This window comes from Clostridium sp. AM42-4, assembly GCF_003480105.1.
Classification (GTDB): Bacteria; Bacillota; Clostridia; order Lachnospirales; family Lachnospiraceae; genus Brotaphodocola.
In genome coordinates, this window is sequence record NZ_QUIK01000002.1 from 225538 (window position 1) to 248518 (window position 22981).

20 protein-coding genes are annotated in these 22981 nt (G+C 50.8%); 8 read left to right on the forward strand and 12 right to left on the reverse strand.

Annotated elements, in window-relative coordinates; genetic code table 11:
• Positions 1-81 precede the first annotated feature (81 nt).
• Positions 82-612: an A24 family peptidase gene (locus DW922_RS02400; protein WP_118718614.1), complete on the reverse strand. Its 531-nt coding sequence runs from the start codon at positions 610-612 to the stop codon at positions 82-84.
• Positions 613-1059: 447 nt separating this feature from the next.
• Between DW922_RS02400 and DW922_RS02405 the strand changes: the two genes are divergently transcribed.
• The 8 genes from DW922_RS02405 (at position 1060) to DW922_RS02440 (ending at position 9723) form a co-directional block, all read left to right on the forward strand.
• Positions 1060-1317 carry a hypothetical protein gene (locus DW922_RS02405; protein WP_118718613.1) on the forward strand — a complete coding sequence of 86 codons (258 nt, stop codon included), beginning with the start codon at positions 1060-1062 and terminating at the stop codon, positions 1315-1317.
• 248 nt (positions 1318-1565) lie between these two features.
• Positions 1566-1898, forward strand: a complete 333-nt coding sequence (locus DW922_RS02410; RefSeq protein ID WP_118543139.1) for a metalloregulator ArsR/SmtB family transcription factor — start codon at positions 1566-1568, stop codon at positions 1896-1898.
• Positions 1899-1967: 69 nt separating this feature from the next.
• The gene (locus DW922_RS02415) at positions 1968-2210 is read left to right on the forward strand and encodes a DUF2508 family protein (RefSeq protein WP_243031983.1); all 243 of its coding nucleotides are present in this window, start codon (positions 1968-1970) and stop codon (positions 2208-2210) included.
• A 67-nt stretch (positions 2211-2277) separates the two neighbouring features.
• A complete protein-coding gene (locus DW922_RS02420) occupies positions 2278-3612 on the forward strand; it encodes an alpha-amylase family glycosyl hydrolase (protein WP_118725686.1) in 1335 nt (444 codons plus the stop codon).
• A gap of 4 nt (positions 3613-3616) precedes the next feature.
• Positions 3617-5536, forward strand: a complete 1920-nt coding sequence (gene glgB, locus DW922_RS02425) for a 1,4-alpha-glucan branching protein GlgB (protein ID WP_118725687.1) — start codon at positions 3617-3619, stop codon at positions 5534-5536.
• A 241-nt stretch (positions 5537-5777) separates the two neighbouring features.
• Complete coding sequence (locus DW922_RS02430) at positions 5778-6530, forward strand: aminoglycoside phosphotransferase family protein (protein WP_118718611.1); 753 nt, start codon at positions 5778-5780, stop codon at positions 6528-6530.
• A gap of 178 nt (positions 6531-6708) precedes the next feature.
• The gene (locus DW922_RS02435) at positions 6709-7404 is read left to right on the forward strand and encodes a response regulator transcription factor (protein WP_118725688.1); all 696 of its coding nucleotides are present in this window, start codon (positions 6709-6711) and stop codon (positions 7402-7404) included.
• Positions 7405-7413: 9 nt separating this feature from the next.
• A complete protein-coding gene (locus tag DW922_RS02440) occupies positions 7414-9723 on the forward strand; it encodes a HAMP domain-containing sensor histidine kinase (protein ID WP_118725689.1) in 2310 nt (769 codons plus the stop codon).
• A 74-nt stretch (positions 9724-9797) separates the two neighbouring features.
• Here the strand turns inward: DW922_RS02440 and DW922_RS02445 are convergent, their stop codons facing one another.
• The 11 genes from DW922_RS02445 to DW922_RS02495 all read right to left on the reverse strand — a co-directional run bounded on the left by DW922_RS02445 (position 9798) and on the right by DW922_RS02495 (position 22727).
• On the reverse strand, positions 9798-11507 hold the full coding sequence (locus DW922_RS02445) for a carbon starvation CstA family protein (RefSeq protein ID WP_118725690.1): 1710 nt from the start codon (positions 11505-11507) through the stop codon (positions 9798-9800).
• A gap of 701 nt (positions 11508-12208) precedes the next feature.
• Complete coding sequence (locus DW922_RS02450; protein WP_347560250.1) at positions 12209-13819, reverse strand: peptidoglycan-binding protein; 1611 nt, start codon at positions 13817-13819, stop codon at positions 12209-12211.
• 145 nt (positions 13820-13964) lie between these two features.
• Complete coding sequence (locus DW922_RS02455) at positions 13965-14582, reverse strand: V-type ATP synthase subunit D (RefSeq protein WP_118725691.1); 618 nt, start codon at positions 14580-14582, stop codon at positions 13965-13967.
• Positions 14583-14594: 12 nt separating this feature from the next.
• A complete protein-coding gene (locus DW922_RS02460) occupies positions 14595-16070 on the reverse strand; it encodes a V-type ATP synthase subunit B (protein WP_118725692.1) in 1476 nt (491 codons plus the stop codon).
• A gap of 12 nt (positions 16071-16082) precedes the next feature.
• Entirely contained in the window at positions 16083-17849 is a 1767-nt protein-coding gene (locus DW922_RS02465) for a V-type ATP synthase subunit A (protein ID WP_118725693.1), read from the reverse strand.
• Positions 17842-18447 carry a V-type ATP synthase subunit E gene (locus DW922_RS02470; RefSeq protein ID WP_118543129.1) on the reverse strand — a complete coding sequence of 202 codons (606 nt, stop codon included), beginning with the start codon at positions 18445-18447 and terminating at the stop codon, positions 17842-17844. Before DW922_RS02470 ends, DW922_RS02465 begins: the two co-directional genes overlap by 8 nt.
• A 22-nt stretch (positions 18448-18469) precedes the next feature.
• Positions 18470-18778, reverse strand: coding sequence for a V-type ATP synthase subunit F (locus DW922_RS02475; RefSeq protein WP_118543128.1), 309 nt, complete (start codon positions 18776-18778; stop codon positions 18470-18472).
• A 1-nt stretch (position 18779) separates the two neighbouring features.
• Positions 18780-19211, reverse strand: coding sequence for an ATP synthase subunit C (locus DW922_RS02480; RefSeq protein ID WP_118718605.1), 432 nt, complete (start codon positions 19209-19211; stop codon positions 18780-18782).
• A gap of 122 nt (positions 19212-19333) precedes the next feature.
• Positions 19334-21268, reverse strand: coding sequence for a V-type ATPase 116kDa subunit family protein (locus DW922_RS02485; protein WP_118725740.1), 1935 nt, complete (start codon positions 21266-21268; stop codon positions 19334-19336).
• A gap of 99 nt (positions 21269-21367) precedes the next feature.
• On the reverse strand, positions 21368-22411 hold the full coding sequence (locus DW922_RS02490) for a V-type ATPase subunit (protein ID WP_118725694.1): 1044 nt from the start codon (positions 22409-22411) through the stop codon (positions 21368-21370).
• Between the two features lie 4 nt (positions 22412-22415).
• Positions 22416-22727, reverse strand: a complete 312-nt coding sequence (locus DW922_RS02495; RefSeq protein ID WP_118543125.1) for an ATPase — start codon at positions 22725-22727, stop codon at positions 22416-22418.
• Positions 22728-22981 lie beyond the last annotated feature (254 nt).

The following is a 22981-nucleotide window of genomic DNA, read 5'->3' on the forward strand; positions in this document are numbered from 1 at the left end:
GCGGTTGCTTTGGCAACCATCCACCTTTGCGCCGAGTGCGCATCCAAGCGGAGCGCTTTTTGTTTCATAGGACGCAATTTCCTATGAAATAAAATAAACAACAGCCTCATATCCCCACACGCCTGCAGCCAGGCAAACTGCGAACGGAATATGGTGCGGCGCATCGGCCTGCCCTAACGTGTCATAGGGACGGATCTCGCCGCTCACCCATGTGCTTACCACATAATTTCGCAGATAGCAAAAACGCTCTGCCGCCAGGCCATGTCTCCTCATTTTCCATAAGCTCCAGACTGCACCGGTGAAAAAGCCCAGTGCCACTGCATAGAAGCCTGCCTTTATTCCCAGATATCCGCCGATCACTGCCATCAGCTTTCCATCCCCCGCTCCCATGAACCGGAACCGGAACAATGCCATGCCAAACACCAGAAACAATGTGGCACCGGAAAAGAAACCAATTCCCCGCTGCAATACACCCGCAAACGCAAGCAGCATGAGCCAGATATTTTGCACCTTCCCATATTTCCAGTCCGTCCATGCACACAGTGTCACTCCTGCGCACAAAACCAGATTGTCTGCCCCGTATGCAATAAAAGACCACCCCCTTCTTTCCATTCACAACTGGTAAATACCTAAGTGAATATTCTGCCGAAATGGCTGATGTCTGAAAATCATGCATCTTCAGAACCTTATGAATCCCAGTAACTGCTTCGCACCTGCATATTTCGTGGCCGCATGCTTCATGGCCGCATGCTTTATAGCCACATATTTCATGGCTGCACAGTTACAAGTGAATGCTGCATCAGAACGATGCTGCGATCGTGCCCCTATCATACCCGATGTTAAGAGAAACCGTCAACGAAGACCAGCTGCATAATTCGACAAAATTTGCACAACCAAACAACAAATAGACAGTTTCCCTTCCAAATGCTATACTGTCTGTAACTGCTGCTATGTTACTGTTCACGCGTTGTGCAAACAGCAGCCTTACTTCTTCTGTCTGTCCGCACCCGCAGGCAGACCCCAAATCAAAAAAACAGATCAACCAAAAGGAGTATGAACATGAACGAATTATACGAAGCAATCGAAGCAAAGATCAAAGAGTCCGGCTACCCAAGGGAAATTTCCGGTGAAGCTGTTTACAACGATATCTGCGACCAGATCGAGGGCAAGGAAAATGGAGATTATGTACTGCTCTCCAAATTTGAGGAGGATGTCGTATTTGAATACCACATCACCATCTCGGATGAGGAGTTTAATCTTGGCGTTCTCACCATGCGCACCCCGGAAGGTGTATTTGAGACAGATTTCGACAAATAAATCTTCCTCTGTTCGCTGCACTTCCACACGATCACACCGCCGCCGGCCTCAAAGGCCTGGCGGCTTTTTTGTTTTCATAACAATCCCGTACCTTCACAGTCACGGACCGTTTTTCCAGCTCAAGCGCCTCGTATCATGTAACATTTTGACGAAAAACATCCTTTTTCTCCCACCTGCTTTGGTTGACATGAACAATCATTCGTGATAGAATGAGCTTAGTTCAATTTTTTAAACCAAAGGAGGTTTTTATGGCGGACTCCAAAGAACTACAGGAACTGTTTCACAGCTGCATGCCGCTGTTTATCGCCCTCGGAGATGAGGTCCGCTTAAACATCATCGAAGCATTGTGTATCGCCTCCCAGAACGGCCATGCGGAAGGGCTGAACGTAAACGAGATCACCCGGCAGACAAACCTGTCCAGACCGGCTATCTCCCATCATTTAAAGATCATGAAAAGCTGCGGACTGGTGGAAGTCACCCAGTCCGGTACTTCTAATTACTACCGTCTCACCTTTATGGACTGCACAAGGCAGCTTATGAAACTGGGTTATCTGGTTGAAGAGATTTTCAGCCAGGAATAAGTGTTATTTCTTACGCATAATTTTTCCATACATTCCAGATACTACACTCTAAAAGGAGTGTTTAAACCCATGAAAAAGAATGGAATGTCCTTCACGCGCAGGGAGTTTCGACAGGCTGCGGCGCGTGAAAACGTAAGACTGAAAGCCGAAATCCACCAGACGCAGTACAAAATGGAATCCTTATTAAACCAGTTTGACCAGGTGACGGACCCACCGCTGATCGACTGCTGTATCTACGAGCTGAACGCGGTCTGGCTCCGCTATCAGTTTCTGCTCCGGCGCTTCAAGCTGCTGGAGAATTTAGAGTTTTAGTAACTGTGAAGGTACTGGACAGTTACGATTTTTACACGAAAAATTACAACAGGAGGACTTGTTATCTATGGCATCATGGTATGAAAAAGCAGTGTTTTATCATATTTATCCGCTTGGTATGCTGGGGGCACCCTTTGCCAACACCGAAGACGCCGCAGCTGACTGCTTCCCTGAACTGGACCAATGGGTTCCCCATATGGAAGCGCTAGGCTGCACCGCACTTTACATCGGACCACTCTTTGAGTCCTCCTCCCATGGATACGACACCCGTGACTACCGCCTCGTAGACCGCCGTCTCGGCACCAATGAAGGCTTCCGTCATTTCACAGAGCTCTGCCACAAAGCTGGCATTAAGGTTGTGGTAGACGGGGTATTCAACCACACTGGCCGCGAATTTTTTGCCTTTCAGGACATTCAGAAGAACCGGGAACAGTCCCGCTACTGCGGCTGGTACAAGGGGGTTAACTTTGGCTGGAACAGCCCTTACAACGACGGCTTCGGTTACGAGGCATGGCAGGGACATTTTGAGCTTCCCTGCTTAAACCTGCAGAACCCGGAGGTAAAACAGTATCTGTTCGATGTCATCCGCTTCTGGATCTCTGAATTCGACATCGACGGCATCCGCTTAGACTGCGCCAATGTCATGGATTTCGGATTCATGCAGGAAATGCGTTCCCAAACCGCTTCCATGGAACCGGACTTCTGGCTTATGGGCGAGGTTATTCACGGCGAATACGGACGCTGGGTCAATGACGGCATGCTCCATTCCGTCACCAACTACGAATTACATAAGAGCCTGTACTCCGGACTCAACGACCATAACTTCTTTGAGATTGCCCACAATGTGCGGAGACTAGAGGCCATCGGCACAAAGCTTTACACATTTCTGGACAATCACGACGAAAACCGCATTGCCAGCAAATTAAATAAAAAGGCACACCTGCCATTAGCATGGACACTGCTCTTTACCCTTCCGGGCATTCCTTCTATTTATTATGGCGGGGAATGGGAACTCACAGGTACCCGCACCCAGGAAAGCGATGCTGCACTCAGGCCACATATTACACTGGAAGAAGGCGAGGCAAAGCACTGTGACCTCACAGACCTGATCACAAAGCTGGCCCGTATCCACACGGAAAACCCGGAATTCCATGGCGGCCGCTACCAGGAGCTTCTGCTGACAAACCGGCAGTATGCATTTGCAAGACACGCACAAGGAAGCATCTGCATGACTGCCGCTAACAGTGACGACCAGGAAAGCCACCTTTCGGTTCCGGTCCCGCTGCATGCCTCCAAAGCCGAAAATCTGATGGACGGTTCCATCATTCCAGTTGAGAACGGAAAATTAAACCTTACATTACCGGGCAACAGCAGTGTTGTCTTAAAGATCAGGGAGGACTAACCTTATGGCAGTCAGAGATAAGAAAAAGCAGACGGAAACTGGCTTTATCACCGCCGGTGACCGTTATCTCTTCGGAGAAGGCACCCATTATGAGATCTATAACAAGCTCGGTGCGCACCCGAAAACCTATGAGGGGAAGGACGGCTATTATTTTGCGGTCTGGGCTCCTCATGCCGCATCCGTCAGTGTTGTAGGCGACTTCAACAACTGGGATCCGGATGCCTGCCCAATGCAGGTACTGGAAACCTCCGGTATTTACGAACGTTTCATTCCTGGCATCAAGCCGGGAGAGCTTTATAAATTTGCCATCACGACCCAGACCGGCAAAGTCATCTTCAAGGCCGATCCTTTTGCCCAGTACGCAGAATACCGGCCTGGTACGGCTTCCATCACCGCCTTTCACGACTTCTTCCGCTGGAGCGATGCTTCCTGGATACAGAAACGGGAAAGCACCAATCCGCGTGAAGCGGCCATGAGCATTTATGAGGTGCATCTGGGCTCCTGGAAAAAGAAAAACCGCCCGGAAAAAGATGGTTACTATACCTATAAAGAGGCAGCCGCAGAGCTCGCCGCTTACGTCAAAGATATGGGCTACACCCACGTGGAGCTTATGGGTATTGCCGAACATCCTTACGATGGCTCCTGGGGTTATCAGGTAACCGGCTATTATGCCCCGACCTCCCGTTACGGCACGCCGGAGGAGTTTAAATACTTCGTAAACTACATGCACAAAAAAGGCATCGGCGTCATTCTGGACTGGGTTCCAGCACACTTCCCGCGGGATGCACACGGCCTTGCAGATTTCGACGGGCAGGCCCTCTTTGAGTACCCGGACCCGCGAAAAGGCGAGCATCCGGACTGGGGCACCAAGGTTTTCAACTATGAAAAGCACGAGGTTTCCAACTTCCTGATCGCCAACGCACTCTACTGGATCGAGCAGTTCCATGTAGACGGCCTGCGTGTAGATGCGGTTGCGTCCATGCTCTATCTGGACTACGGCCGCAAGGACGGCGAGTGGGTTGCCAACCAGTACGGCGGCAACCAGAACCTGGAAGCCATTGAATTTTTTCGCCATTTAAACAGCATTGTCGTGCAGCGCGGTCACGGTGCCATGGTTATTGCTGAGGAATCCACCGCATGGCCTCTTGTCACCCACGATCCGAAGGAAGGCGGACTGGGCTTTACCTTCAAGTGGAACATGGGCTGGATGCACGATTTCCTGGAGTATATGAAGCTGGACCCGTACTTCCGCAAATTCAACCACCACAAGATGACCTTCGGTCTTACCTACTTTAACAGCGAAAACTTTATCCTGGTACTCTCCCACGATGAAGTCGTTCACTTAAAATGCTCCATGATCAACAAGATGCCTGGTCTCTTCGGGGATAAATTCGCAAACCTGAAAGCCGGTTACACTTTCATGCTGGGTCATCCGGGCAAAAAGCTTCTGTTCATGGGACAGGATTTCGGCCAGCTCCACGAGTGGGACGAAAAGGTCAGCCTGGACTGGCATCTGACCGAGGAAGACCTGCACAGCAACCTGCAGCATTACGTGCGTGACCTGTTACATATTTATCAGAAATATCCGGCACTTTATGAAGCCGACGATGACTGGGACGGCTTCTCCTGGATCAATGCCAACGATGGTGACCGCAGCATCTACAGCTTCGTTCGCTATGCGAGAAACCATAAAAAGAGCCTGCTGTTCGTATGCAACTTTACTCCGGTAGCCCGTCCGGATTACCGGGTCGGTGTTCCGAAACGCGGCAATTATACACTGATCCTGGATAATGAGCACGGTGCCTACAAAACAGGCGAAAAAGCTCCTGTTTTCAAGGCCGTCAAATCCGAATGCGATGGACAGCCATATTCCGTATCCCTGCCGCTTCCGGCATACGGAACTGCGATTCTCCGCTTCTCCTGAGACGCTGCTTTGGCAAACGGCTTCTTTCAGCACCAGACAGCTCCTGTGCAAAAGAAATAATACGTCTAATATTTCGTTAAATAATTATCAAAAAGTTGGTGACATTCTTCCAGCTTTGTAGTAAAATAGGAACCGACGTAATTGTGAAAATGCAGTAACCGTTACGTACAGCCTACCTGGTGATCCGGTTATCAACCTGTCGGCAAGCATCAGCATCATAAATAAGGAAGGAGAGTTTCGTATGGCAAGAGAGTTAATATCCAAAAACGCGACCAAAAGTGTCTATCGCGATGGCGATAAAGCGGTAAAAGTGTTCTGCAAGGGCTTCCCAAAAGCAGAGGTTTTAAACGAAGCTTTGATCAACGCACGTGTTGAAGCCATTGGCGGCATCAACATCCCGTCCATCCAGGCAGTTTCTGTCGAGGAAGACGGCTGCTGGTCCATTACCAGGGACTACATCGAAGGTAAGACACTCAAAGAGCTTATGGCGGAGAACCCGGATAAGCGCGACGAATATCTGAATCAGATGGTTGAACTGCAGCTGATGATTCATTCCAAGACCTGTCCATTACTGAACAAGTTAAAAGACAAAATGGCGCGGCAGATCTCTGAGATGGAAGAATTAGATCCCGTCAACCGTTACGATCTTCTCACCCGCCTTGACAGCACTCCAAAACACGCCAAACTGTGCCACGGAGACTTCCAGCCGGACAACATCATCGTAAAAGAAGACGGCACCATGTATGTGGTTGACTGGGTTCACGCAGCCCAGGGCAATGCCAGCGCAGATGTAGCCAGAACCTATCTTCTGTTCTGCCTGACCGATCAGGCAGCAGCGGAAAAGTACATGGATCTCTTCTGTGAAAAGACCGGTACCGCCAAACGCTATGTCCAGCAGTGGCTGCCTCTGGTAGCTGCGGCACAGCTCACGAAAAAACGTCCGGAAGAGAAGGAACTGCTTCAAAGCTGGCTGAATGTATGTGATTACCAGTAGGAAAATCTTATTACGTTCTGTGCAATCTTACAGAAATCGTAATAAAAAGAAGAGGGTCTTGCCGATTGCGGTAAGACCCTTTTTGATATATACTAAAAGTAACGCTGCCGCCATTTCCAGAAACCCGGCGGCAAAAAACGGATGCAGCTGACTGCATTCCACATCAAAGGAGGACTCCATGCAGACCATTTTAGTATGTGACGACGATAAAGAGATCGTCGACGCGATAGATATTTACTTAACCGGGGAAGGCTTCCGTATCTTAAAAGCCTACGATGGCTACGATGCCTTAAAAATTTTAGAGACCGAACACGCTGATCTGATGATCATCGATGTCATGATGCCGGGGCTGGACGGCATCCGCACCACCTTAAAGGTGCGTGAGACCAGCAGCATTCCCATCATCATCCTCTCTGCAAAATCCGAGGATTCCGACAAGATCCTTGGCTTAAATATTGGTGCAGACGATTACCTCTCCAAGCCGTTCAACCCGCTAGAGCTGGTAGCCCGAGTCAAATCCCAGCTGCGCCGCTACACCCAGCTTGGCAACATGAACCAGGGCAGCAATGAAAACGTCTACAAATGCGGCGGTCTCACCATCAACGATGACACCAAGGAAGTATTTGTCGATGATGAACCCATCAAACTGACTCCGATCGAGTACAACATCCTTCTGCTGCTGACCAAAAATGCCGGCAAGGTTTTCTCGATCGACGAAATCTACAAGCAGATCTGGAACGAGGAAGCCATTGGCGCAGACAACACCGTTGCTGTACATATCCGCCATATCCGCGAAAAGATCGAGATCAATCCGCGGGAGCCGCGCTACTTAAAGGTAGTCTGGGGTGTCGGCTACAAGATTGAGAAACAGTAGGAGCCGCCCATGAGACTAAAAGATTATTCCATGCGGATTAAAAAAAATATTGCGGTATTCCTGCACATTTTGTTTTTACTCATGACGGTGCTTTCCATCAGCGTCATGTATTTAAACACCAGTATCGGCTCCGGCGTTTCCTGGATCTTAGACCGCCGCTACGATGACTCCGATGCCTTCCGTGAACAGTTTCAGGAAGACCTGGACCATGTGTTTAAATATGTTGCCTACCGGGATGTCTTCGAAACCGACGGCAATCTGGACCTATCCAAGGAAATGTTTGCCGTCAGCCGCGACAACGGCCCGGAAATCACCTATACCCTAGAGGAGGTCCTGCGTTACGCAAAAAGCCAGGGCTTTTATTTAAACGACCAGTTTGAAGTAGTCAACGACCTTTTTATCTACGATGACGCTTCCACCGCAAAGGACCAGGTGGTATACTGGCGCGCCTACGACCCGGATGCTACATTAAAGGAACCCGGCGATGCCTTTTCTTCCCTTCTGGATCTTTCCAAGGAGGTATTAAACTGTTTAAGCGAATACTACATCGTAAACTACCGGCTGTTATCCAATCCCTCAAACTTTCTTTTCCGGATCACCTATCAGGATGATGAAACCGTAGTTTCCGAATATTCCAATGCCGGGGATCTGACCGATGCCCAGTTAAGATCCATGGGACGCTACTGCTCCGTCGACAGCAGCTCCATCCTGATCGACAGCAATTTAGACGAGCTGCCCAAAAACGTCGTATCCCAGCTGGAGCAGCTGAATGTAAACGATGCTGACCGCTATCATATGACGGTTGCCGTAAACACCCATTACGATTCCGATGACATCTACGCCAGACAGGCGGCCGATTACCGCCATCTGCGCGGACGTTTTGTGGAAGCCATGTTTTGTCTGGCTCTTGGCATCATTGGCTGCCTGGTCACCTTATACTACCTGATCCTGGTATCCGGCTACCGCACAGAAGACCGCACAAACCCGTATCTGCACGGTTTTGATATGATCACCACCGAAAGCGGCATTCTCCTGACTGCAGTCAGCACCATGTTCATGCTGTTTCTTGCAGAAAAGATAGGCTACCCGCTGATCCATCTGGTAGCCGCAGACGCAGCCTGGAGCTTTTCCGAGCGCATGCTGCGTGCCGTGATCATTTACGGCTGCTGTATGACTGGCGCATTCAGCATGCTGCGGCGTTACAAAAGTCGCCAGCTCTGGACCAACAGTATGCTTCATCATGTGCAGGAAAACCTCAATCTGTACTTTGCGAATCGGACTTATTCCCGAAGACTTTCCTGCCTGTTTCTGGCCTTTATCTCCGCACAGCTTCTCGGAACCGGCATTCTGTTTGTGTGCATCTATTTCCGCGCCCACACAGCTGCCCAGGTCATCGGCATCCTCAGCTTTCTTCTGCTGGTCATTCTGGATTACCAGACCTTCCACCGGCTGTTTTTACAGTCCCGCCAGGAAGACCAGATTGCAGATGCGATTGAAAAAATCGCCGGTGGCGATACCAGCTACCAGATGAATCTGGCCGGGCTCGACGGAAAAGAGCTAAAGATCGGCAATATGATTAACAGCATCGGAACCGGACTGGAGCGTGCCCTTCAGGAGCAGGTCAAGAGCGAACGCTTAAAAGCTGACCTGATCACGAATGTCTCCCACGACATCAAGACACCGCTTACTTCCATTATCAACTATGTCGACCTGCTAAAGCGGGAACAGATTCCGGGAGAACGTGCCCAGGAATACTTAAAAGTCCTGGATCAGAAGTCCCAGCGTCTTAAAAACCTGACCGAAGACCTGGTCGAAGCCTCCAAGGCAAGCTCTGGCAACGTCAAGCTGGAGATGACAACCCTGGACATCGTAGAGATGATCTGGCAGACCAACGGCGAGTTCGAGGAGAAGTTTGCCACCCGCAATCTGGAACTGGTTTCCACACTTCCGGAAAGCAGCATCCTCATCGAGGCAGACGGCCGCCATCTGTGGCGTGTCCTCGAAAATGTTTACAACAACGCATTCAAATACGCCATGGAGCACACCCGCGTCTACACCGATCTGGAGCGGAAAGACGATAAAGTTTACTTCACCATTAAGAACATTTCTGCAAACCCGTTAAACGTGCAGGGTGAAGAACTCACCGAACGTTTCGTCCGCGGCGATGTCTCCCGCACCACCGAGGGAAGCGGCCTTGGCCTTTCCATCGCCCAGAGCCTGACAAAGCTTCAGGGCGGAACCTTTGAGATCCTGATCGACGGGGATCTGTTCAAAGTGCGCGTGGGATTCCCGGTAAAAAAAGCAGAACAGCCAGCATAATCTGTCTGATTCACGAAAAGACGCAGGCCACATTTTTGTGACCTGCGTCTTTGTTGTCTTTCAAATTCTATTTTCTACGCGTTTTTCACCTGCACATTTTTCACGCCTTTTTTCTGAAACAGCTCTTTCCCGGATGTATACACAATGATCACACCCAGAACCATCAGTAAGATCGCAATGATCAGCTGCAAGCCTTCCACCATAAAGACTGCGGTTCCTGCGCCGAACGCCTGAACCAGTGCAACGGTTCTCTCGACCAGGGCAGTAAAGGTTACGCACAGCATGATGATGAGTGGCGGGAACAATGTCTTGTTTTCTCTTCCGGTTACCTTTAAGAATACACATAAAGTAATCAATACCAGGGCACTTAACAGCTGGTTTGCACTGCCAAACAGCGGCCAGATGTTGGAGTAACCGATCTTGGTTAAGATAAAGCCGCAGGCCAGGGTTACCACAGTTGAGAAGTACTTGTTGCATAACAGCTTTCTCCAGCTCTCTGCATGCTCCATATCGTCAACGGAGAACAGCTCCTGGAAGGACATACGCCCGATACGAGCTACGGAATCCAGACTGGTCAATGCCAGTGCGGAAACGCACATGGTCATAAAGCACTGTGCTACATATACCGGGATGCCAAACATTTCCAGGAATCCTGCAACACCGGCGGAGAAGATCTGGAACGGGGTTCCGGTTGCTGCGGTACCATCTGCTGCAGCTGCCGCACCGGCAACACACAGAGCCAGGACAGCCAGCAGGCTCTCCAATACCATGGCGCCATAGCCAACCTTCAGCATATCTTTCTCATTGGAGATCGTCTTGGAAGAGGTTCCTGAGGAAACCAGGCTGTGGAATCCGGAAACCGCTCCGCATGCAACCGTCACAAACAGGATCGGGAACATATCTCCCATCTTGGCATTCTTAAATCCGGTGTAAGCCGGAAGGTTCATGGTCGGGTGTGCAACCACCAGGCCAACTACGGCACCGACAATCATACCAGCAAACATAAAGGTTGTCATGAAATCACGCGGCTGCATCAGAAGCCACATCGGCATAACGGCTGCCAGGAAGATATATGCAAAGGTCAGATAAGACCAGGTGTCCTTGCCGGCAACCAGCGGGAATGCCATGCCGACTGCAAAAGCAGCAACGGTACATGCCAGTCCGGCCAGCGTTTCTTTCCAGCCTGTCAGGTGAAGATGCTTCTGCATCAGACCAAATACCATAGCGAACACGATGAACATCAGGGAAATGGAACCTGCTGCACCATTCGTCTGTGCTGCCGGAGATAAAGAAGTGACTCCATCGGTTACGGTGTAAGCATTGAATGTGCCCGCAACCATATCAGCAAAAGCAGCGGTAACGATCAGGGTAAACAGCCAACAGAACAAAAGGAACAGCTTCCGTCCGGTCTTGCCGATGTATTTCTCGATCAGAAGTCCCATGGACTTACCTTCATTCTTTACGCTTGCATACAGGGCGCCAAAATCGGTTACCGCACCAAAGAAGATGCCTCCGAGGATGACCCACAGAAGAACCGGAACCCAGCCAAATGCTGCTGCCTGAATGGCACCGGTGACAGGGCCTGCACCTGCAATAGAAGAAAACTGATGCGCAAAAACGGTCCAGCCATCAGTCGGCACGTAATCCTGTCCATCCTCTAAAGCAACGGCTGGGGTCTTCGCCTTCGGATCGATACCCCATTTATTTGCAAGCCAGCGGCCATAAAATGTGTATCCACAGAAGAGACACACAGCTGCGATTAAAACGATAACAAGTGTATTCATAATTGTTCTCTCCTCTCAAAACTATGCAACGCGGGAAATCAGCAAACAGACCGCGGATGAATCTCTGATATGCGACGCAGCCACAGAAGCAGCCACCTGCAGTTTTCCTGTAAATGTATCGCAACAAAAAAGCCTCCGTCTCCCCGCAGAACTTTTTCTGCAGGAAGACGAAGGCATAGTTACCACAATATTACCGGATGCGCTCCGCGTTACCACTTCCCTTGCTGACATACTGCCAGCCACTCTGACCATATCCTTCCGTCTCTCAGTCCGGAGGAATACGCGCCCGGTTAACGGTGGGTTTCCGTCCCGTCTTACTTTCGCTTAACGTCCGGTATCACCGGAGCGTTGCTGCTCATGTGTTGCACAAAGCATAACACACAAACTATGTTTGCATTTCAGACAAGCTGCTTGCAGGGGATAACCTCTTTGCCCCGCTGCTTCCTCACACCGGCCGGAAGCTCTCTGAAAACGGTTCTGGCAAAAAAGCCTTGTCCTGTTCGTCGCATTTGTTTGTTTCAATCCTCAGTCAGTATTTTCGTAGAGACTGATGGAATGTCAACTCTTTGAATAACTGCCATTATAGTCCCATTTTTTGATTTGTCAATTATTTTTTCCAAAAGTTTTTTATTTGGAACAATACAAAAGCCAGAAACCCATTTTCTGATTTCTGGCTTTTCGATCCTGTTATTCCTGTTATTTTAGAAGATTCTCCATCCACAGATGAAGTTATTTGCCCACCAGGAGCTTAAGGAACGGTGTACCACCTTACCGTTACCGGAGGAAGCATCGATTACGGTTCCGCCGCCTGCCACGATTCCGACATGGCCGCTTACTACGATGATGTCTCCGGCACGCAGACTTGAGAAGCTGCTGATTCTGGTATATCTTCCGGCATTTCTCCAGCCGGAGGAAGTCATGTAGCTCTGGCGCACACCTACCTGGTTTAAGCACCAGTATACGAAACCAGAGCAGTCAAACGAGTTCGGTCCCTTAGAGCCCCATACATACGGGCAGCCAAGCTTGGAGCTTGCCACTGCGATCAGGGCACTTGCACCGCCGCTGGCTCCACCGGTATTCGGAACCGAAGTACTTCCGGAGCTTCCCTTCTTACTTCCGCCACTGGTCGTATTGTTTTTGCTGTTGTTCTTGCTGGTGCTGGTCTTCGGCTGTGCCGGTGCCTTCTTGGCATCCCCTGCAGTCAGCTTTGCCATAGTCATGACGCCGACCGTACCATCTGCACTCAGTCCGTTGGTGCGCTGGAACAGCTTGACTGCATTCTCCGTCACCTCACCGTAATAGCCAGTTACATTTGCAGATTTTAAGTAGCCTAACTTGCTTAACAGGTTCTGGACACGCTGGATATTATCGCCGCTATCACCCAGGCTTAAGCCGTTCGGAACCGCATCCGAGCTGTTCAATGCGACACGGGTTGCCGGTCCAAGGTAACCATCCACAACCTGGTCATTCCGGGACTGAAACTGTTTTACCGCAATGATCGTATCGTTTCCGTAGCTGCCGTCCGGCTCCGTGGTCATATAGCCCAGCTCTTTTAAGCGCTTCTGCGCCGCCAGGACCAGATCACTCTTCTCGCCGTATGCCAGCATGTTTGCCTTCACGTCTTCACTGTAAAGAAGATTCATGGTCTTTCTTCCGACTTTACCATCCTGGTCCAGACCATTGACACTCTGCATCTTCATGACCGCCTCTTCGGTCGCGTCACCAAAACTGCCCGTCACCTGACTGTCGCTCGCCAGATAGCCCAACTCATACAGACGGCTCTGGATCCGGGTGATATCGGTACCCTCATCGCCCTTCTGCGCCGCATAATACTTGGCATCCGGGGAAAGGATCGCCTCCAGGGTATCCGGGCCGATGATACCGTCCTGCGCCAGTTTGTTCTGACGCTGGTAGATCTTGACCGCACTCTGGGTTACCTCACCATAATAATCCGTCGGCTCATCGTTATCCATAAAGCCTAAATCCATCAGGCGCTGCTGCAGCTTTAAAACGATCGGATGTTTCTCACCGATGCGCAGGTAATCCGGGATCGGTTCACTGTATTCCGCATCCACGCCCTCTACAGACGGAAGCAGCGGACCATCCGGTGAAAGTGCCATGACCGTTTCATCTGCCGCGGTCTGCGGCAAGGTCTCTTCCATAAGAACCAGGTTTTCCTCGGTGGTCTCACTCTCTGCCTGGTTTGCTGTCTGGGCTGCGCCGCATCCCGCCAGAAGACCAGCCATGAGAAGCGCCGCACTCACGCACTGTACTTTTCTTTTCCAATTTCTTTTTGTATTTCCAGTTGTCAAAATTCTGACCTCACTTCCTGTGGTAAATGTCAAAGGGGTTCCCCAGTTTGAGACCCCAGTTGACCTATATTTTATCACAGTTCACAATTTCTGTGAAGTGTCTGCCAGAAAAACAGCCTGAAGAATAAGTTTCATAGGATATCATTTACCCTGTCTTTGTTCTTTTAATCACCTTCAGCCGCGTAAACTCCTCACGGTCTTTCTCCTCCAGCGCATTGCCGATGGTCGTAACCAGACTCTGGTACGTCGGTATGGTGATGTTCTTTAAGGCATTCGCCCGTTTCTGGGTCTTGCGGATGCTGGACGCCAGCCGGTAAGCGGAATTTTCCACCATGGAAAGCTTTACCGTCAGCTCCTTCACCTTCTCAAAATGCATCCGCGCCTCGTCGAGCGCCGGACTGGTGCTTGCGAAGGCATAGCCCGGTGTCAGCGGCACCGGCTCATGCTGTACCAGTGGAATCTCCGTTCCCATGATACTCCTTGTCTTGATCTTGATGGTATCGTCCACCGGAATCGTCGCAGCGATATCCTGGATAAAACCAATACCAAGCTCAATATTGGCTTTCTGAAGTGCCTTGTAGGCTTCCGTGAATGTGGTATCGATCTCTGCCTGAATGTCCTTTGCCTGGTCGATCAGGCCCATCAGTTCCCGAAGAAGGATGTTCCTCTTTTTATCCATCAGCTCGTAACCCTGGCTCGCCAGGGCAAGGGAATTCTTTGCTAAAATCAAATTGCCCTTGGTAGGAAAGGTATTCGGATTCATACAGATTCCCCCTTACTGCCGCGCTGTTTCGACCTGGGCTGGTGTCACGACCGTGCCAGCCACCGCGCTCTTTTCTGTTTCCTCAGCCACCAGATCCCCGTTCTCATCCAGCTTCATCGGCCGGTAATACTGATCCAGGATCTTCGTATCGATCCGGTCGAGCTCCGCTTTTGGCAAAAGTCCGAGAAGCTGCCAGCCAATGTTCAAGGTGGTTATGATATTCCGGTTATCATGGGGATCCTGTCCGACAAAGCGGTGCTCAAACTCCCGGCCAAAGACCAGATATTTTTTATCCAGCGGGGACAGCTCATCTTCGCCGATGACGGATGCCAGCGCCCTCGCATCGCCCACCTTGGCATAGCAGGAAAACAGCTGGTTTGCCACTGCCTGGTGATCCGCACGGGTGTAGCCTTCGCCGATGCCGTCCTTCATCAGACGAGACAGGCTCGGCAGCACGTTGATCGGCGGGTAAACCGACTGACCGTTTAACTCCCGGTCCAGAACGATCTGACCTTCCGTAATGTAACCGGTCAGGTCCGGGATCGGGTGGGTGATGTCATCGTTCGGCATGGTCAGGATCGGGATCTGGGTCACGGATCCGTTCACACCCTTTACAATTCCGGCGCGCTCATAAAGCGCTGCCAGTTCGCTGTACAGATAGCCCGGGAAGCCTTTTCGGGACGGGATCTCGCCCTTGGAAGAGGACACCTCACGCATCGCCTCTGCAAACGAAGTCATATCCGTCAAAATGACCAGGATGTGCATGTTCTTCTCAAATGCCAGATATTCCGCTAAAGTCAGCGCACATTTCGGCGTGATCAGACGCTCGACCACCGGGTCGTTTGCCAGGTTCATAAACATCGCCACGTGGGAGGAAACACCGCTCTCCTCAAACGTCCGGCGGAAAAATTCTGCCACATCGTGTTTCACGCCCATGGCCGCAAAGACGATCGCAAACTGCTCGTCGGAATCATCGCCCAACGATGCCTGCTGCACGATCTGCGCCGCCAGCTGGTCATGCGGAAGTCCGTTGCCGGAAAAGATCGGCAGCTTCTGACCGCGGATCAGGGTCATCAGACCATCAATCGCAGAGATTCCGGTACGGATGTAGTTACGCGGGTACTCACGGGTCACCGGGTTTAACGGCTTTCCGTTGACATCCAGCATCTTTTCCGGCAAGATCTCGCCCAGTCCGTCGATCGGCACGCCGATTCCGTTCATGGTACGACCCAGCATTTCCTCCGAAACGCCAAGCTCCATCGGGTGACCGGTCAGGCGGGTATGGACATTTTTCAGTCCCATGCCTTCGCTTCCCTCAAAGACCTGGATCACCGCCTTGTCTTCGTATACTTCAATGATACGGCCCAGCTTCCGTTTGTTCCCGTCGACCGTCATCTCCACGATCTCGTCGTAAGCCGCACCGGAAACACCCTCTAACACTACCATGGGGCCGTTGATCGCACTCAAACCTAAATATTCAATTGCCATGTCACAGCCCTCCTATGCATTCCGCTCGATGACGCCGTCATAAAAGGCATCAATCTTCTTTTTATAATCATCCAGCATTGCCAGGTTATCGTTCGGTACATCGTACTTGATGGCAATGACCTGGTCAAAGACCGGATCTTCTTTTAATACTGACATCGGCATGCCCATCGAGATCAGGGAACGGGACTTCCGGTACAGGTACAGAATAATCTCCATCATCTTAAACTGCTTCTCCATCGGGACGCAGGTATCGTCCTTGTGGAAGGCATTCTGCTGCAGAAAGCCCACGCGGATCACCTTGGCGATCTCCAGGATCAGCTTCTGGTCGTCCGGCAGGACATCGCCGCCGATCAGCTTCACGATCTCCATCAGGCTGCTCTCCTGGGACAGCAGATAAACGATCTGGTTGCGGTAGTCCACAAACTTTTTATCGACATGCTCCGTGTACCACGGACCGAGATCGTTTAAGTACTCAGAATAACTGGTCAGCCAGGAAATGGCGGGGAAATGTCTCGCGTAAGCCAGGCTCTTGTCCAGCCCCCAGAAGCAGCGCACGAAACGCTTGGTATTCTGCGTTACCGGCTCGGAGAAATCACCGCCCTGCGGCGATACCGCACCGATGATCGTCACGCTTCCCTCAGTTCCGTTTAAATTCTGCATCATACCGGCACGCTCATAAAAGGCAGACAGCTTCGATGCCAGATAAGCCGGGAAGCCTTCCTCCGCCGGCATCTCCTCCAGACGTCCGGAAAGCTCACGCAGAGCCTCTGCCCAACGGGAGGTGGAATCCGCCATGATCGCAACATGATAACCCATATCCCGGTAATACTCTGCCAGCGTCAGACCAGAATACAGGCTCGCCTCACGGGCTGCCACCGGCATATTGGACGTGTTCGCGATCAGGGTAGTGCGGTCCATCAGCGGATTTCCGGTCTTCGGGTCGATCAGCTCGGAGAATTCCTCCAGAACCTGTGTCATCTCGTTTCCGCGCTCACCACAGCCAATGTAAATGATGATGTTCGCATCCGACCACTTTGCGATCTGATGCTGGGTCATGGTCTTTCCGGTACCAAATCCGCCCGGAATTGCCGCCGTACCGCCCTTTGCCAGCGGAAACAGCGTATCCAGGATACGCTGGCCGGTCACAAGCGGCTGGGTTGCCGGAAAACACTTTGCCGTCGGTCTTGCCACACGGATCGGCCATTTCTGGGTCATCGTCAGCTTTTCTTCAGTGCCGTCAAAATGCTGGATCGTTACCAGAGGATCGTTGATCGTGTATTCTCCGTCTTCCACCACATCCAGCACATAGCCTTCCTTATCCGGCGGCACCATGACCTTATGAAGGATTGCCGGAGTCTCCGGCACCTCCGCAAGGATCGTGCCCCCGTATACCCGGTCACCTTTTTTCACGGTGATGTGGGTCTTCCATTTCTTTTCGGTATCCAGTGCGCTGACATTCACGCCGCGGCTGATGTACGCGCCGCCACTTTTCGCAATCTCACTTAATGGTCGCTCGATTCCATCAAAAATATTGGTCAGGATGCCCGGTGCCAGGGTAACGGACACCGGCGCACCGGTTCCGGTTACCAGCTCACCCGGCCGGATCCCGGCTGTCTCCTCGTAAACCTGGATAATGGTATCCCCGGCTTTTAAGCCGATGACTTCGCCCACCAGATTTTCATGGCCTACATAGACCATCTCATTCATGGTAAAGCCCGCGTCCCCTTTCACATGGACGATCGGGCCGTTGATCCCGCAGATCACACCCGTCTTAGACATCTCCATTTCCTCCTTCTGTCAGGCTTAAGTCGAAGTGGAACTTCTCCCTGGCTTCCTCCAGCTTCGTCTGGAAGGAATTATCAATGAGGATATGGCGCGACGGGATTACCGCCCGGGTTCCTCCGGTGAAAGAATACTCGCTGATGCGGAATTCCGCGTTTCCATTGTGAAGCGCAAGGCGGTTTACTTTATCCTCATCGACCGGATCCAGATAAATGATCACCGGATCCTGCCCCGCAAACTCTACCGCATGTTTCACCTGGCGCTCCAAAAGCTTCTGGTAGTCCTGCGTCTCCAGGTAATGCGCCAGCATATCCTTTAACTCCACAAACAGCTTGTCTTTTAATTCTTCCTGTTTCTGCCCCAGCATCCGGCGGATATCGATCTGCCCTACCGCCAGCTGTTTGTTGATCTCCCGCTCGATCTTCTCCGTTTCCTGCTGCAGCTGCAGCTTCTCACGTCTGCGGGTATCGGCTTTATGTTCCTCAAATGTCTTTTCCAGTGCGGACATATATTCATCCAGCATCCGTCCGCTGCGAACCCTGGCATCTTCCATGCAGGTGTCCAGAAAATGCTGTAATTTTTCCTCGGTGGTCACATTGGTCACCTTCCTTTTTGCATTATAATTTCAGCCCGATCGCTTCGTTGACGTAGGCCGTGATAAAGTCCGGCTTGCGGCCGGTTCCATGACGGTCCGGAATCTCTACAAACAGTGGCTGGCGATAGTTTAACTTTACCTCATTGACCAGTTCCGGGAAATCCCGCCCGAATTTTTCTGTCAGCAGTACGATTCCGATCGTCTTGTCGGCCAGGACCTTATCCAGTTCTGCCTTCAATTCCTCTTTTTCGTGCACCACCGCACCTTCCACACCGGCGAGCCGCATGCCGGTCCAGGTGTCGATGTTGTCACTGATCAGATACATCTTCATCTTACAGGGTACCAAGGATCATAAAGGAAATGATTAGTCCGTACAGGCAGACACCTTCGGCAAGACCAACGAAGATGAGGGATTTACCAAGAATGGAGCCGTCCTCACTAATCGCTCCCAGTGCGGCAGATGCTGCTGCGGATACGGCAATACCGCCGCCGATGCAGCTCATACCGGTGGAAAGTGCTGCTGCCAGATAGCCCCAGCCTGCTGCACTGTTGACTGCCTTGGCAGTTTCTTCTGCCGCAAATGCATGACCGGTAAACATGAGTCCCGCAGCCACACCAATGGTTGCCATAAACAGAAATACATTTACGCCGATGGCGGTCTTATAACGTCCTCTCGTTTTCTCTCCTGCTGCAAACGCGCCAAACGGAACTGCAATGCTGAGGATTAATGCTGCTGCCAGTGTGATTTTTGCTAATAAAGTCATGATCTGATTCTCCTTTTTTATTGTGAATATCTTTTGTTGTTTTGTCTGTTGTCTGCTGCCCAGGCTGCCCGGGCTTCCAGCCCTTTTCCAGTACTACCAGCCCAGATATGTTAGAGTTTCCGCTAATTCTGTCTTCCGTACGGCTTAAACTCCCGCCCGGTTCCCCGGTAGAAACGGCTGAACAGCTCATAATATTCCAGACGGAGTACCTGGATGCCAACGATCAGTCCTTCCATGCCGCACACGAAGAGGTTGCCTAGGACGACCACCAGCCAGTTCGGCGTTCCCGCCTCGGCACCGGCTAACATCAGGACCACTTCCATCATCGCTGCATGGCTGACTGCAAACGCGCCCACACGGACAAAGGAAAGGGTGTTGGAAAAATAGCTTAAGCATACTTCAAACAATTCAAATACACCCTGCACGAAAAACATGCCCTTTTCCTCCGGCATGATCTTCGCATGCTTCTCAGCCAGTGCCGTAAGCGGCTCCTTAAAGAAGATCACCAGAAGCGGCAGGACAAACATCACGATCAGCACAGCCGTAGCCGGAAGCGTATGTCCGCTCATGTACAGAATGATCGTGACAGCCAGTGCACCGTAGAATACGATACCTGCAATGCCGTTGGTATCAAAAAATGCCTTTTCCGTGTCATGGCTTCTCAGGCTGTTGATGACGTTCAAAACCATCGTCATCAGAACAATTCCCATGCCCATGGCAATCGCTACGATAAACACGGTATTCAAATTTCCAACAAACGGAAGGTTCGTCATCGCTGTCTTCGGATGCAGCCACAACGGCTGTATGATATTTTCAAATCCAAAGACACTGCCGAATAAAAATCCAAATATGGTCGAGAAGAAACCGCAGCAGGAAATGATCGCCGCTAGATTCATCTTCTTTGCCCGGTATAACAGGTAACCGCCAAGCATCAGGCACAGGCCCTGTCCCGCATCGCCAAACATAAATCCAAATAAGAACGAGTAAGTCAGACCGAGAATGACCGTCGGGTCGATTTCCTCATACGATGGAAGTCCGTACATGCGTATGAACATCTCAAACGGCTTGAACAGTTTCGGATTCTTTAACTTGGTCGGCGGCTTACTCATGATGTTTCCATGATCTTCCTCCACGAAGCAGAAAGTCTTATCATCCTCTTCCAGTTCCTTGCGGAAAGCCTTCGCATCTGTCTCGCTCATCCAGCCGCACAAAATATAAAAGGTGTGGTCCTTATCCTTTGTGCAGGCAGCAAGGCGGCGCACATCGAAATTTCTGGAATAGGTTTCCAGCTTCCGGCAAGCGGCTCTAAGGCTGTCTGCCTGTGCAGCCAGCACCTTCTGAAACTGCTCATCGATCCCGCGGATCTCTTCATAGACTCCGGAAAGCTGATGCTCCAGTTCATGGGTCGCATCCACCGGGGTTCCCTCATACTCGTCCGGCAGGAAAAACCGTTCAAAATGCAGCGATGCGTAAATTGCATCGATCTTATCGCAGAGCGGCTCCGGCACAAAATACACCAGCCACACATACTCTGCATCTTCCTGACATTTGTGCACCACCGTATCGATGGTATCGTACACATAATCCATGAATTTGTTGTAATATTCATGCGTCATGCGTCCAAACCGGAATTTGATATACTGAAAATGTAAAATGTCCTTCAGGTCATAATTCAGATCCGTAAACGGGATCACCCGGTCCATGGACTGCTCCATGTCCGATGCCTGCTTCTCCAGTGCTTCCTTCTTTGTCCGAAGTGACTTTAACTGCTCATCCAGGCTATGGATCGTGTTAACGGCATCTTCTACGGAAAGTTTTTGTGTCACATTTGTCCCGGTTCCGGCCGTTCCATCAATCTCCTTCATCAGCGTTTCTGCTGTCTGCAGCTCCGCTTTGTAAGGATTGATCTCCAGATACGGCCTAAGGCTTGCCACCGTCTTAAGCTCCGACAGGGCGTTTTCCAGCTGGATCTCATATTTTGAGAGATACTGCTCCACCACCCGGTCAATATCATCCTTCGGACCTGTGATACTCAAAAACTTCATTTTTTCTATCACAAGTAATTCCTCCTGTCTGCAGCGTTCTGCTCCGTTTTCGGTCGCAATTTCCAAATACTCCCTCCGAAATTGCACCCCAAAGCTTCCCACTGCGTTCCTTTATTGTTTTGCTATCAGCCCCATGATCTCCGGCGCGGAAATTCCATACCGGATTCCCTCTAACGCCGTGACGATCTTTCGCATCTCCTGTTCCTTAAAATACAGATACGAATCCAGCACCGCCGGAGAATGCGGATAGCGGCGCCCGGTCTTGCCATAAATCTGGTCTAAAATCTGTTTTGATAAAAGCTGGACATCCGGCATCTGGCCGGTCTGCTCTGTCTCCAGTTTTCCATACGGAGTTTCCTTTAATACGGCAAAAAACTTCGCATCATCCTCCGCCTCGACTAACTGCTTTACCGTCTCTGCACGCAGCCGGTAATGGACTGGGATCAGTAAGGCATAAATCTGCGCCGGGGAAAGCCGGTAAAAGCTCCGCGCCCGGAAGATCCATTGGATATTTAAAATATCCAGGCGGCTTCCATAGCATGCATCCAGGATTTTCCGCTCCGCTTTGCTCAAAATCTTGGTCCGTGCTTTCCAGAGAGACTGAAAATAAAACAGATCCAGCTGCAGCTCACAGTCAAACAGACTGGTCTGTCCCTTATCAAGCAGCTGCCTTAACAGATCCCCGTATGCGCTCTTCCCCAGTGCATCGGTAAACTCTGCAAGATTTTTTGCCTTACAAAGTGCTTCGAGATCCAGATTGGAATGCTTCTCAAAAAACTCCTGGAACACCGACAGATCCGGCTGTCCTTCCCTTCCGCCCAGCATATGCCGCAGAAGCTTCTTGAGCACTTCCACCTCATAATGCCGGAAGTAAAGATCCAGGAATTTCCGCTGCTTCACACTGGAGAAGCGGTAAAGCTTGGTAAAATCGCGGTACTCCGACTGGGTCAGGATCTGTTCAATATACCCCCGGTGCAGCTTCGTATCGTCCAGACCGGCAAACACTTCCGCATACGCTGGCTGCTGTTTCAGATAATCTGCCGCGCTGCGGACATCTTCCTGCTCTGCCAGCTGGCGAAACTCTTCTGCCGTCAGCAAACGGCTTTCCATTGCCCGCACCTTTGTCGTTATCCCGCTGTAGGCCAAAAGCCCCATACGATCACTCCCTTATTAGTTCCTGAAACAACTTCTTCACATACGTTTCATGATGAAGCTCATAATTTTTTTCCATCCGCACAAGCTGCGCCTCAGCCTGTGCCTTCTGCTCAGACAATTCAGACTTCATCCGGCTTTCCATCTCCTGACGAAGATCCTGCACCTTTTTTTCTGTCTCGGCATCTGCTGTCTGGTCGAACTGCCGTGTTTTTTCTTCCATCTCAGCCGCAAACGCTTTCTTGCGTGCAGCGGCATCATCCATGACGGTCACAGCAGCTTTTTCAATCTCCGATATCCTCTTGATCACGGTATCCATCTTGCTCCTCCTTGTCTTTTTGATTGCACTCATACTCAATATATAAGTATCCATTCTATAGGTATTTTATTATATCTGTCATAAGCGCTCTGCTAACATCATACTCTTTTGCCCAAAAAACTCCATAGTGAAAATGAAAGAATAACATTTTTTTAACGATATTTTTTTGTCAAAGTGCCGAAATCGCATTGCGAGGCTGTAGAAATCATGTTGTTAAATATATGATAAAGGTCGTGTGAGTTGCCGAGAGGCAA